The 14209-nt window shown below is 45.4% G+C and carries 9 protein-coding genes; 1 reads left to right on the top strand and 8 read right to left on the bottom strand.

Annotated features, from left to right (window positions below; all coding sequences use genetic code 11):
• Positions 1 to 6: 6 nt before the first annotated feature.
• From AC060N_RS03020 to AC060N_RS02985, 8 genes are all read right to left on the bottom strand, one after another.
• A complete protein-coding gene (locus AC060N_RS03020) occupies positions 7 to 2640 on the bottom strand; it encodes a glycoside hydrolase family 2 TIM barrel-domain containing protein (protein ID WP_479525821.1) in 2634 nt (877 codons plus the stop codon).
• 124 nt (positions 2641 to 2764) lie between these two features.
• Entirely contained in the window at positions 2765 to 3613 is an 849-nt protein-coding gene (locus AC060N_RS03015; protein WP_479525820.1) for an endonuclease/exonuclease/phosphatase family protein, read from the bottom strand.
• A gap of 52 nt (positions 3614 to 3665) precedes the next feature.
• Entirely contained in the window at positions 3666 to 4433 is a 768-nt protein-coding gene (locus tag AC060N_RS03010; protein WP_479525819.1) for a glycoside hydrolase family 16 protein, read from the bottom strand.
• Between the two features lie 132 nt (positions 4434 to 4565).
• Complete coding sequence (locus tag AC060N_RS03005; protein WP_479525818.1) at positions 4566 to 6095, bottom strand: SusD/RagB family nutrient-binding outer membrane lipoprotein; 1530 nt, start codon at positions 6093 to 6095, stop codon at positions 4566 to 4568.
• A gap of 12 nt (positions 6096 to 6107) precedes the next feature.
• Positions 6108 to 9542 carry a SusC/RagA family TonB-linked outer membrane protein gene (locus AC060N_RS03000; RefSeq protein WP_479525817.1) on the bottom strand — a complete coding sequence of 1145 codons (3435 nt, stop codon included), beginning with the start codon at positions 9540 to 9542 and terminating at the stop codon, positions 6108 to 6110.
• A 177-nt stretch (positions 9543 to 9719) separates the two neighbouring features.
• Positions 9720 to 10709, bottom strand: coding sequence for a FecR family protein (locus AC060N_RS02995; protein ID WP_479525816.1), 990 nt, complete (start codon positions 10707 to 10709; stop codon positions 9720 to 9722).
• 101 nt (positions 10710 to 10810) lie between these two features.
• Positions 10811 to 11395, bottom strand: a complete 585-nt coding sequence (locus AC060N_RS02990; RefSeq protein ID WP_479525815.1) for an RNA polymerase sigma-70 factor — start codon at positions 11393 to 11395, stop codon at positions 10811 to 10813.
• Between the two features lie 247 nt (positions 11396 to 11642).
• Positions 11643 to 13688: a M13 family metallopeptidase gene (locus AC060N_RS02985; RefSeq protein WP_479525814.1), complete on the bottom strand. Its 2046-nt coding sequence runs from the start codon at positions 13686 to 13688 to the stop codon at positions 11643 to 11645.
• Between the two features lie 251 nt (positions 13689 to 13939).
• Between AC060N_RS02985 and AC060N_RS02980 the strand changes: the two genes are divergently transcribed.
• Positions 13940 to 14140, top strand: coding sequence for a hypothetical protein (locus tag AC060N_RS02980; protein ID WP_479525813.1), 201 nt, complete (start codon positions 13940 to 13942; stop codon positions 14138 to 14140).
• Positions 14141 to 14209: the final 69 nt, after the last annotated feature.

Raw genomic sequence — 14209 nt, 5'->3', positions numbered from 1 at the left:
TTGAATTCAACGTTTTTCGATACGGATGCCGCTAAGCAGCGTTTTTCCCTGCTCAGGCAGAAACTCAACTGCAAGACCTTCTCCTTTGGTCACACTCACCACGAAAGTTTTCTGCACCGCCCGTAAAGCACCATAATCGCGCGCCAGGTTGAAATGACCGATTTCTTTCTCTCCGTTGATCGAAATTCCAAAACTCCTGACGTTAGTCTTTTGCTCGTTCTCTTCGTTGCTCAGATCATAAATCAACTTCGGCTGTCCTGCTTTGGAATTGGGTTCGGCAAACAACAATGTCACTTTGTAACAGCCATCCGGCACATCGAACCGATAGCTCTTCAATCCTTCGCGCATCGTTTGATAAAGCGGATCATCATCGGTCCCTTTAATGTTCGATTGTGTGCTCAACGCTTTCCAGGAAACGGAATGGTAAATATCGCCGCCAACGTATCCAAAGCTTCCCGGCTGATAAGGTTGGTCGGGAATCCAGTTTTCGCCGGTCAGCTCATCATGGAAATTGCAATTGCTGCCCACGTTAACCCGGATGGTGTGGAATTCGCCGGTTGTCAGCTTTCGCGAAATCATTTTTACATCAACCACCAGCGAATCTTCCGCCATATCAGTCACAGCCAAAAGCTTGTTGGGGCCTGAAACAAAAGGAACCTCCATCCTCACGATGCCGTCAACCGGCTTCTGCGAATTGATCCATTCTCCGTTTCGGTACAGCGTCACCTGGCCTGAGTTGGTGAACATCCAAACTTCATGTTTCGATTTCCCGCTATCATCCGCCACATACGTCCGGTTGGTATAATTGGTTCCAGCAATAGCCACATCCGGCATCTTATCATTCATCACCTCGTAGTAATGATAAACATCTTTGGGTTTCCGGTCATACGTAACCAACCCTTTCTGGTTGATGTGCGGAATAGCGTCAGCACGTCCCTCGGAGCCAAAATCGGCAAAAATCCATGCAGCCATTCCCATCACATATGGGCGTTCGTCAACCTGAAAGCGATAGCTGGCATGGGAAAGGAATTGGTATTCTTCCGAATAATCCCACACTTCAGGATGATCGGTATGCAGCCTGACATCGCTTCCGGGACCGTATTCCGAAAGCATGATGCAGCGGTTGGGATGTTCAGCATGCTCCTTGTCGAGAAAAGCGCCCAAATCGGTGTATTTACCGCCGTACCAACCCATGTATAGATTCCAGCCAATTACCTGCGGAATATCTGCAATCCCCGTTTTATTATAGATTGGATTCTGATGCAAGGCCATCACGGTTAGCCGGTCGGGCGCCTCGCTTCGGGTTAGCGAATCCAGTTCTCTCGCCAGTTTCAGGGTACTTTCTATTTTTCGGTTACGAACACTGTCGGAAAGTTGCTTAGCATAAGCCAACCGGATAAACACCTCATTCATGTAACCATACATCACCACCGAAGGATGATTGTAGGTTTGATGAATCTGTTCCCGCTGCATATTCAAACAGTTCTCTGTAAATTCTTTCGATTCGGTAATTCTATTCACCACCGGAATTTCACTCCAGACAAGAATTCCCAGCCGGTCACATTCGCGATACACTTCCGGTGCCTGAGGATAGTGCGCTAACCGGACAAAGTTGGCTCCCATCTTTTTTATCAGCTCAAAATCTTTCTTATGTAAATCATTGGGCAAAGCATTTCCTAACCCGGCATAATCCTGATGACGGTTCAGACCATGCAATTTCAATGGTTTTCCATTCAGGAAAAAGCCCAAATTCGGATCGGCTTTAAACCCCCGGAATCCCAGCGGACTCTCCACCCGGTCAAGAACGCTATCGCTGCGGTAAAACTGCAACGTGGTTTTTACGGTGTATAAGTTGGGGGCATCGGGCGACCAAAGCTGCGGATTTGCAATCGGTTTCGAAAGTATTTCAAAATCACGGTAGCTGTTTCGTTTTACCGTGAATACTTTATTCAATACATCCACCATCTTCCCTTCCGGAGAAAAAATCTCAGAACGAATGAGCAGACGATTAGTTTTACCGGTTTCGTTTCGGACGGCTCCCCGAACCTTCACCTGGGCAGATTCAGCAGAAACCTGCGGCGTATTGACATAAACCGCGGGCGTCGCATATTTCGCGAAAGCGAAATGAATGGGGTTCTCCACTTTGAGCCACACATCGCGGTAAATGCCGCCATAGAAAGTAAAATCAGCTTCCAGCGGGGGAATTTCCGGATCGGGCGCATTGCTCACTTCTACGCGCAAGTCATTATCCGAACCGTATTGAACATACGGAGAAATATCGAAGCTAAAAGCAGTGTAACCGCCTTTGTGTACACCAACTTTCTGTCCGTTGATAAAGACGGTTGCTGTTTTGTTGACTCCTTCAAAATCGAGAAAAAGCTTCTGTCCTTTCCATACCGCATCCACGTATAAATTTCGCCGGTACCAACCCGTTCCGCGGTAATAGCCCCGCTGATCGTCAAAGGCATCTTTTGCATTCCAGGTATGAGGAATATTTACCGGTTCCCATTTTGTACTGTCTGGATGATCGGTTTGTTGGAAAAACCAGCCACTGTTCAAACTGGTTTTGATGATGGGAGCAGCCCAAATTGAAGTGCTCAGAAACAGTAAAAAAGCTAGACCTAGCAGTCGTCGGCTCATGATTTAAGTTGATTTTATTAAAGGTCTGAATTTAACAAGAACGGGGTTTCCCGGCAAAAAAAATCCCCCATAATGCGTTCCATGGGGGAATTAAAATTGAAGGCGCTAACGCGACTATCGGGTTTTATTTATCACTGTTCGTAAAGGCTACCTCAACAAAAACCGGAAAATGGTCGGACGGAAATCGATGATCGCGGCTGTCGCGCAATACGGCATATTTCTTCACAGCAATGGGCGCATCCTTCTTAATAAAGATGTAATCGATGCGGTTGGCCGGCTTTGCATCCCATTGAAAACCATTGAACGTGGCATCAGGACCAAACGGCTTGGTTTCGCTGAGCGACTTGGATTGGTTGAAGCTCTTGTCGATTTCCTGAATAACATCACTTTCCGGCGTTGAATTCAGGTCGCCCATTAAAATCACGGGCAGATTGGCGGTGTTGATTTCGTTTATCTTTTTCAACACCAGAGCCACACCGTTTTTACGAGCTAGCTCACCTTTGTTGTCCAAATGGGTATTGAAAACCCAGAATGATTCATGCGTCAACTTATCGTAGAAAAGGCCATACGTGCAAATTCGCAGATAAGCAGCGTCCCAACCTTTCGACACTTTATCGGGGGTTTCCGACAACCAGAAAGTGTGATGCACCAACACCTGGAAGCGGTTGGCATTGTAGAAAACAGCGACATGCTCTCCTTTACTGCCGCCTTCGCGCCCCTGACCAATCGATTGATAACCTTTCAATTCTTTATTCAGGTAGTCTATTTGATTCGGTAATCCTTCCTGTGTTCCAAATATATCGGGTGCATAGAAAGTCAGCTGGTCGACCATAAAATCCTTCCGGTGTTCCCAGTAATTCAATCCATCAGATGCCAGTGCCAGGCGGAGATTGTACGTCATTAATTTTAGGTCTTGAGCCTGAACTACCTGAATAGAACCTATCACCAGAATCAGAAAAAACAGCTTTTTCATTTTAATATCTTATTCTCTGTTAACTATTTTCAGTTTTTCTTCCCCAGGGATATCACTTCTGATATACTTTCACCCAGTCAACGACCATATCGGTTGGGAAGCAGCTATTATCGACTTTCGAACCTCCCATATTACCACCAATCGCGATATTAAAAATCAGGTAGAAAGGTTTATCAAACGGCCAGTTCTTCATGTTTTTTTCCTTTGGCTGATAATGGTAGATTTTTGTCCCATCCACGTAAAAGGTGATGAAATCTTTCGTCCATTCCATACTGTAGATATGAAATTGAGTGTAAGGGTCCTTTATTTCCACAATTCCCGTATAGGGTGTTGCTCCGTAACCCGACGGATTGTGAATGGAAGAATGAATGAAACCCGGTTGTTTGCCCACATGCTCCATGATATCCAGCTCTCCGCAAGCCGGCCAACCTACTTCTTTGACATCTGCTCCCAGCATCCACAATGCGGGCCATGTGCCCACACCCGCCGGCAATTTGGCTCTCATTTTAACAATGCCATACGTAAATGTATGCTTGCCTTTCGTGTTGATTCTTCCGGAAGTATATTCGTTATTTTCATGCCGGGCTTCGATAATCAGCTTCCCATCTTTTACTTCCACGTTTTTGCCGTCGGTGTAACGCTGCAACTCGTTGTTCACGGTTCGGGGTTTCATTACCCGATTGTTCCAGGATGTTGTGTCGAGCGAATTCCCGTCGAAATTGTCTTGCCAAACCAATTTGTAGCCTTCAGTAGACTGTGAAAATGCACTGAAAGAAACAAGACATAAAATGACTGAAAAGAATATTATTTTGTGTTTCATGGCTTTTGGTGTTTTGTTTTACCCGATGTACCAGAATGTCATCCGGCCAATGATTTATACGTACCGTAAAAAAATGGGGGAGGCTTAGCTCTCCCCCATTTGATTCACATTTTTACTAATCAAACTCACCCTTTACTTCAAATACCACGGAACCTGGTTGATTCCGTCGTATCCATTATACTGTTCGTCAATGGCTTTTTGATAATTGACCGGATTCTTCGTTTGTTCGTCAGTCGGATACATCCAGCGCTTCGGATACACTGTTGGATCTTCCGGGTTCAGGCTTGTCGAAGGATTCAACGGGTAAACCGGGTAGCCTGTTCGCAGGAATTGCGGGTAGTTCCCTCCGTTACCCTGGAAGAAATCAATCAACCAGCGCTGTGTCCATATTTGATGCAAGCGATCCTCTTTGGTTCCACTGGTGGCATAAGCTGCAGCACCCGTGAAGTAGTTATCAATGTAGTTTTGATCGATAGCCATTCCGTGCACGTAGTCAGCCGTGTGAGGAAGGTTCATGTAATATTCCAACTGGGCTTTCACTCCGTTTTGATAATACTGCTGAGCATCACCCGAAACCCAACCTTCTTCAATGGCTTCCGCAATAATGAAACACTGTTCGGAGTAAGTGAAATAGAGCATCGGATCGTTATCCATGAAAGCGACGTAACGTTTATTCAGCAAAGAATAGTCACCGTCTGCATTGTTCAACGCGAGTTGCTCCGCTGCCATGGATGAAGGAGCTCCTACATAGGCGTCCCAATCCGACTCAGTCAGTCCACCGTCAATTTGTGCCTGTGCCGGTTCTGCAAAATAGAACAAGCGGCGATCGTTGAGATTTTTCAGCGAATTAACAACCAACTGCGTAACACCTGTATATTGCCTGCGTTCTTCCCCGTTATACATCGGATATGTAGCATTTGGATTGTCAGAGTAAACTAGTTTAAAGTTATCGTCGTTACCAGTCATCAAATTCCCGGCGTTGACAATGGCAGCAAATCTTGCTTTCTGTTCTGAAGTTGCCTGCTTACTCATGGTTTGAATAACCTTCAACTGCATGGCGTTACAAAGCTTTCTCCACTTGGTTACATCGCCACCATACATAATGTCGCCATCGAAATTCGTGCCTTGTGCAAAGTCAGCCTCTGCTTTCTGCAGGTCACTTAGGATTTCGGCAAATACGTCGGCCTGCTTGTCATATTTTGGTTGGGTAATACCTTCCGTCGCCATTCCGGCTTCAGAATACGGCACATCCCCCATATCCAACGTGGCCGAGAATCCAAACCAGGCTTTCATGAACAACTGCAATCCTTTATACGATGATTCAAATTTTGAACCCTCTGCATATTTGGTCATAAACTGGAGATCCGTCAGTCTGGAATAGGCCCCAAAACTGCCGTAAGGCCAATATGAATAATAATATTGGCCAGGGTTGGGATTGGTTTCCAGCATGGCAATGTGTTTGTTAAACAAGTTACCGGAAGTAAAATCAGCAGGGTTCGGGTTCCAAAACCGGTATGTATCTTTCAATACCTGCGTTGCAAGCATCGAGGACGTCACCTGATTCGTTTTATTTGGGTCTGTATTGATTTCCTCGAAGTTACTGCAGGAAACCGCAGTAAAAAGAGAAATGATCAATAGAAAAATATATGTTAGATTTTTCATAGTTCTGTTCTATTAGAATGTAAGTTTAATATTACCTCCAAGATATCTCACTGACGGGTCTGAAAAGTCTTCATTACCGCCATCCGGATCAGAATATTTAAAATCCTTAGCCCAGAATAATACATTCTGTCCGACAAAACCAATCGATGCCCCTTTAATAATTCCTCGTCCCCAATTATTCAGCAATCTATCCGGAACGGTGTAAGTCAGCGACACCTCGCGAAGTTTCAGGAAGGTCCTGGCATATATGTCATTTGGATTGGCGCTTCCCCCCCACGCACTGGAGTTATGGAAATCCTGTACTGCCTGCTTGTATGTTTCAGGTACATCATTGGGAGCATATTGGCGGTTATCGGTAAGAATATTACCATTGGGATCATAAGTAACCGACCCGGATATGACCTGAACACCATCTCCGATGTAGTGTCCCTTACTCGGATCCTCAACATCTAGTTTGCGTGCTTCAGTTACCGAATTGGGATGCACCCCGGCTTGCCACATATAACTTTCGGTCCGGGTAGGCATTAAACCACCGACAACCCCATCAAACGACATATACAAGCTTACGTTTTTGTACCGCAAAGTGGAGTTCAAACCCCAAATCCAGTCCGGGTTGCTGTAACCGTACAAGGTAGTATAGCTGCTCCTCACGACCCGGCCGCTGGTATTGTAAATCAGCTGTCCGGCATATGGTCCGTCAGGAACGCGGAGGTAATCTTTGGTTGTAAAAGCGTCTGTGCGTTCTCCAACCTTCACCCAGGGTTTTCCGTAGTTTGATGTATAGGTTGAATCGAGCTTCGTATAAACTTGTTTATAGGTCGACCAGTTGGCACCGACGTCCCACTGCCAGTCTTTTGTCTTCAGCGGTGTAGCCGTAACAGCGACTTCCCATCCGCGGTTGGAGCGTTGTTCATCGGTATTCAGATAAATACCGGTATATCCGGTAGCTGATGACAACGGACCCAGCTTCAGGATATCAAAAATATGCTTCGCATAATAAGTCACATCCACGGTAAAACGCTTCTTGAACGTCATCGCCTGAAAACCAACTTCTGTTGTGGTGTAAGAGTTCGGGCTGTATGTATTCAGATATAACGAACTCGGTGCTGTTGCTCCGTTCAAAGCATTCCAGGTACCCGGATTAACCGAGAAAACACTGTTAATGGCATACGGATTCGGTGGAGTTTTGGCTTGTGTCCAGGAACCTCTGAATTTCATCAGGTCCAACCAGCTTTTGGTAGACGGCAGAAGCTCAGATACCACAAAGCTACCGGAAATGGACGGATAGAAATATGAGCGGTCCGCTTTCGGTACATTCGGATTGGCCAACATGGAAACCCAGTCATTACGACCGGTAACATCCACGAAGAGCATTTTCTTCCACGAAAGTGCGACCCGCCCAAACAGCGAATTGACTTGTCGCTGCGAGGTGCTTTCACCAACAGCTGCCGGATTTACAGAAGCGTTCAGCGAGAAATACTCCGGTATTGAGATACCACCGACGGTCTCAGCGTTGATGTTGTCGCTGCGGTCGTAGAACATGGTCCCCCCTGCCAAATAATCCACATCGAAATTATCCAGGAAAGTCCGGCTACCAGTCAACAGGAAATCACTGTTGATACTATATCCTTGCGTCCGACCTGTCAAATACGCTCCGGTCCGGCTACCGTTCCAGGTATAAGGGTTTCCGGGAATACCCGTGTTACCTGAAGAAGTATATGATCCCTGCGATATCCTCAACTGCCCACGGTTAATAAAGAAATCGAGACCTCCACGGAGCGTGGCAGTCAACCATGGGGCAATATCATAACTTGTCGTCAGATCGGCGTTGAAAATATCACGCGATTGCTCATTGGTACGTTGATACCGGTCAAAATACGGATCGTTTTGATTTTTACCACTGTAGGTATTGGTATCAAAATGGTATCCGAACTGGTTGTTCTGAAGCTGGCCCGGTATCAGCCAGTAGTTGTTTTTATAGTCGAGAATGTTGAAATCGGCGGATGACCAAATAAGCAGAGTATACATCGGGTCGTATGAAGTATAACCATTGGAACCCATGTTAGGCGTTTCCCGTTTGGTATACGACATATTCGATGAAAATTTAAACTTATCGAGTGTAATATCGCCACCCAGTGTATAGGTGTACTTATTCAACATCGAATTAGGATACTGACCCTTATTCTGGGTCCAGTTCAACGAACTCCTCAACGCTATTTTGTCTGTTTTAAAAGCGACACTTACGTTGTTATTGGTAACATAACCTGGTTCCAGGAAGTTTTTAAAATTGTTTTTCCCAACAGGCAGATATGGATAATCCCGGAATTCCTTAGCAATTGGATCCCATTGTGTTCTAACGGTTCCGTCCATAAAGGTTCCCCAGGACTGATCGGAGTTGATATTATAAACATAAGCCGTACCACGACCATACACACTCTGCTTTTCGGGAATGGCCAGGAAGCCGGCACTAAACATGGTGTTCGAGGAGACATCAACAGATACTCCCAAATTATTGGTGCTACCATTTTTAGTTGTAATCAGAATCGCACCGTTTTCTCCACGGAAACCGTAAAGAGCGGAAGCGGTCGCTCCTTTCAGAACGCTCATTGACTGAATATCATCTGCTGCGATATCATTGAGGGATTTATTGGCGTAAGCAACCCCGTCGATCACAATCAACGGACTTTCACCGCGGACTGAGATGGTAGGTGCTACGTTAAAGTCGGTTGAGTTTTGAACCAAAACCCCGGCTACTTTACCGGTCAACGATGTTCCTACATCGACACCGGAAACTTTTTGTAAGCTCTGTCCCTGGACAGTCTGAACTGAATACCCCAGCGCTTTCTCTTCACGCTTGATACCAAGTGCTGTTACAACGACTTCACCCACACCAATCGATTCTTCTACCATCGTAACATTGATATTGTTCCTGCCCTGAACGCTGATTTCCTGTGGTTTCATACCAACGAAGGAAAAAACAAGCGTTGCATTGGCCGGAACATCATCCATCTCGTAGTTACCATCCGCATCGGTGATGGTACCTTTCGATGTACCTTTAATCACAATGGTCACACCGGGCAGCGGCCCACCCGTCTTGTCGACTACGTGACCTTTTATGCTCATATCTTGCTGAACGCCGGAGGTTGTTGCCGGACTTAATACAATGTGCCGGTCTTTAATGGTATAATTAATTTTCTCCCCGTTGAACAGCTGGTTCAAAACCCGATCGATACGCTCATTGCTGGCTGAAATACTTACCCTTCTGTTGACATTAATCAAATCGCTGTTGTACAGGAAATAAAACTCACTCTGCGATTCAATTTCCGACAATACCTGCTTAACAGTAGCATTGTTCATATCAAGAGAGAGACGGGCTGACTGTGCATAACCTTCAAGAGCAAAGGTCTGCAACGTTGTAAGCAATAGTATTACTGCTGTAAGCCTCATGATAACAAGAAGTTTTTTGCAGCTGTGATACCACAACGGCAATTTGTTAGCTTTTTTTTTCATAGATTTGAATCCTTTAGATTATTACTTTTCAATAATTTAACCCTTAACCGGGTATGAAAGGGAGTGTTGGCGCACTTCCTTTCTTCTTTACAAGTTGTTTCTCATTGGCAAAATCTATTTTGTTTTCTTTTTGATATAGACGATTGATTTTGAATATGTTTTTTTACCTCCCTCATCATAATGAGCAGGTTGATAGTCAATTTCAATAGGCGAAGAAAGCTTCAGCAACTCAAGCACCTGATAAAGCGATTCATTCTCGAACGTGGTAGAAAAATGGTAATTAAGAATTTCCGGATCTTCAATAACGACCTTTACCCCATACCATAACTCCAACTGCCGGGCGACTTCCCTCATCGGCGTTTCATCAAATACCAGGCGACCGTTATGCCAGGCGATGTATTTTTCAATATTTCCTTCTGAGAGTTGAATATCGCCCTGCTGACGATCGACAACAGCGCGTTCACCCGGATGTAGAATTACCGACTTCGACGAAGTATGATCTTGATTTTCTGTTGTCAAACTGATTTTCCCACGGGCCAGTACAACCCCAACCTTTTCCCTGTCCGGGTAGGCGTTCACATCAAACCGGGTTCCCAGAACTTTTACCTGGACATTGTCTGCCTTTACGATGAAAGGAACTTCGGGGTTTTTCTGCACACTGAAAAATGCTTGTCCAATCAGCGAAACATTTCGTGTTTTTCTGGAAAATGGTATAGGAAAGCGAATGGTACTCTCGGCGTTAAGCCACACTTTACTACCGTCGGGTAGAATAATTTGAGAACGGGTTCCGGGCGGACTGGTTATCTGTTGCATTGAAATCTGGTCTCCGGAAATTCCTCCCTGCGAAAAATAATATTGCCAAAGGGCAAATAACAGTACCGGAAGAAACAAAATTGCGGCAGCTTTGCTCAGGTACCCAACATAAAGTCTCCACTTGCTGTTCCCCGGCAACCGATTGTTAACCTTGACAAAAGCGCCTGAAACATCGACATGATCTACCAGGTCGATAACATTGACCGCCTCAGACACCTGCTCCAGCGTATCCATGCGCTCACGCTCTTCGAGCAAGGCAACAACTTCTTTCTTTTTATCTTCTATATGCATACGAATGCGATTCCCTCTTCTTGTATCGTTTATATCAAATACAATCAACTCTGGGGGCACACGTAATAAAAGACAAAAAAAGTTTAAGAGGATTATTGAAACTAAAGTCTAAAACCAAGTAGAATGAGCAAAGGCAGGTAATCCTTGAGCTTTACGCGGAGGGCTTTTAGCGCATGACTGATATGCGTCTCAACTGTCCTTTTGGATAGATTTAACTTTTCAGCAATCTCATCATTCTTCAGTTGCTCCAGGCGACTCAAAACAAAGACTTCCCGGCACCGTTCCGGTAGTTCGTCAATAGCCTGGCGAATAATGTCCTGAAGTTCCGATGCGATGTAAAGGTTGGGCTGGTATAGCAGGCTCTTTTCCGACATCTCGTACAGCTGCCCGATGTATTTGCTCTCGACCTTTTGATGTTTCAATGAATTCAGGCAACTATTCCGTACCGATGTAAAAAAATAACCTTTCAACGAATCAACCAATTGCACACGTTGACGCTTTTCCCAAAGCTTTACAAACATATTCTGTACAATATCTTCGGCTTGCCCCCTGTCAACAGCAAACTGAGTGGCATAGATAACCAGACCCGGATAATAAAACTGAAACAACAGTTCAAAAGCGGTTCGGTCCCCGCTCCGTAACCGTTCGATAATATCTTTCTCTTGTATGCCCTTAATCAGCTGCATAAAACCAAAAATATTATTTTAGAAATAGATGAAATTCCCCTCTTCTGAAATCAAAAATAAATGCGCATGCTTCCCCAATAAGCACATGTATTTTAGCAAAAGTAACTTACTAGTCGCTTTTTTAGCCACATTGGATACATTCGATGTTGTAAAACATAAACATAGCGAAAAAGATGAAAAAAATGCAACCCAAAAACAAAGCCCGCCGGAAATTACCAGCGGGCTTTCATTTTTTACCGAAATGTGTTTACCAGATTTGCACGCGCAAACTGTCAGGCCGCCACATAGCGTCGCCTTCCTTCACATTGAAAGTTTTATAGAATGCAGTCATATCCGACAACGGGCCGTTCACACGGAATTTAGCTGGCGAATGCACATCGCTTCTCACCTGATTGGCAATTGCTTCCGGACGCATGTTCAGCATCCAGGCCATGGCATATCCCAGGAAGAAACGCTGGTCAGGCGTTAAGCCTGCAATCTTTTCATTGTCCTTATACTGTTTGGTCTGCTGGAAAGCCTGATATCCCATCATGATACCGCCCAGGTCGGCAATATTCTCGCCCTGCGTCATCGAACCGTTGATGTGTAGACTATCAACTGCTACATAGCCATCGAACTGCTTCACAATCATCCGGGTTTTGGCGTAGAATTTCACACTGTCTTCAGGCGTCCACCAGTTATTCAGGTTTCCCTGCGCATCGTACTTGCTCCCCTGGTCATCGAAGCCGTGCGTCATCTCGTGACCAAAAGTAGAACCACCGATGATAGCATACAGAATCGCATCGTCAGCCATTTTACGCTCGTAGCCCGGAACCATGATGTTACAACCCGGAACCACAATCTCGTTGTTCGACGGATTGTAATAAGCATTGTAGGTTTGCGGTTCCATGCCCCACTCTGTCCGATCGACCGGCTTACCATATTTCGAGATCATGTAATTCGTGTACCACTTGTTGGCGTTGATCACATTCTGCACGTAGGAAGTGCGATCGACATGCAATGAGCTCAAGTCTTTCCACTTATCAGGATAACCCACTTTCATGATCATCACGTCCAGCTTGTGCAGCGCTTTCTTTTTAGTGCCTTCGGTCATCCAGTCCAGATTTTTGATGCGCTCGGCATATACCTTCTTGATGGCGTGACCAATTTCCAGCAGTTTTTCTTTGGTTCCGGCCGGTAGATAATCTTTTACGTACACCTGTCCAACCAGGTCGCCCAACGCACGATTGGTACGGCCAACCACCCGTTTCCAGCGAGGCCGCGGCTCCTGAATTCCCCGTAAGGTTTTCGAATAGAAATTGAAAGCCGTCATATAAGTATGGTCATCCAAATAGGAAGCCAGTCCATTCAGTAAGTGAAATTTCAGGTAATCCTTCCAAACGCTCATTGGGAAGCTCTTCAGATAGCCGTTCAATGCTGTCAGGAATTCCGGCTGACCAACAATCACCGAATCGACCTTCGCCAGGCCCATATCTTCCGTGAAAACGGGCCAGTCAATATTCGGTGTATCCTGATTCAGCTGTGCGAACGACATTTTATTGTAATTCTTCAACGGGTCACGGGTATCTTCCCGCTTACGCGAAGATTTAGCCAGCGCCGTTTCCAGCTTCATCGTATTGTCAGCTGCTTTCGCCGCTTCGGCCTTATCATATCCCATGATGGTATACATGCTGTCGAGATAAGCAACGAACTTCTCCCGGATCATTTTAGCCCGGTCGTCGGTAGCAAAATAGTAGTCGCGATCAGGCAAACTCAATCCGCCCTGCGAAATAAAGATGGCATTCTTGCTACTATTTTTATCGTCCTGGCCTACGTAAAAACCAAACATCGGCGAACCGGCCACCGTTTGAATATAAGCCAGCTCTTTAAACAAATCCTTGCCGTTACTGATGTTGTCAATGCGTTCGAAATCGGCCTTAAGTGGCTTGATTCCGTTCTTGTTCAGCGACACGCTATCCATTCCTGAATAGAAGAAATCGCCGATTTTTTGGCGGTTACTTCCTTTCTCTGCGTTGGTCATCGCCGCAGACGACTCGCAGACATCACGAACCTGGGCACTGACGGTATCCTGAATAATCTGGAAAATGCCGTTGTATTGTTCGCTGGCCGGAATAGGGTGCTCTTTGAACCACTTTCCGTTGGCAAACATAAAAAAGTCATCGCCCGGCTTCACGGTCGAGTCGATGTGCGACACCAGGGCATCGCTTTTGGATGAGGATACATTAGGCTGACACGCTGCCAGTCCCATGACCATCACACCAATAAACAAGTAAGCAACATTGCGTTTTCTCATATATATAAGCAGATTAATAATATCCCTGTAAATACCCGATAAGTAGATTAGCTGATGCTAAAATTACAACTATTGACCGGTTTTTAATCTCAGACTGCATACCCCGTTGTTTTTCCAACTTCCATTTTATTCGATTACTCATCAGGTAGAGGCCCTGTTTCGCCCCTTACATTTTATACGAAATAAGAAGGTGAGCACCTTTGGCGCAGTCGTTGAACCAGCATATAGGGATGGGTTGTGATGTCTCCCGGATGGAAAGAGTGTTTAGTACATTCTTCAAGTATTACCTAAACTTGTACCAAACAGGCATGGCGCGTCAGGACTATCCCGGAAACATTAAGGACAACTTCCGGAACCGTCAGTACAACTTAATAGCTCTTCAGGGCAACATCAAAAGTAATAAGGACAGGCAAGAAGGTCGTAAGGGATTAAAGACCGGCCGTCAGGAGTGACGATGAGGTATTCAGGAAAAGATGAAAAGTCTTAAGGGATGATAAGCAGACCGTCAGGACATGTCTCAA

The sequence above is a fragment of the Prolixibacter sp. DSM 2831 genome (genome assembly GCF_056493735.1).
The sequence above is the reverse complement of the archived record's forward strand: the minus strand, read 5'-3'. Positions and strand labels throughout refer to the sequence as shown.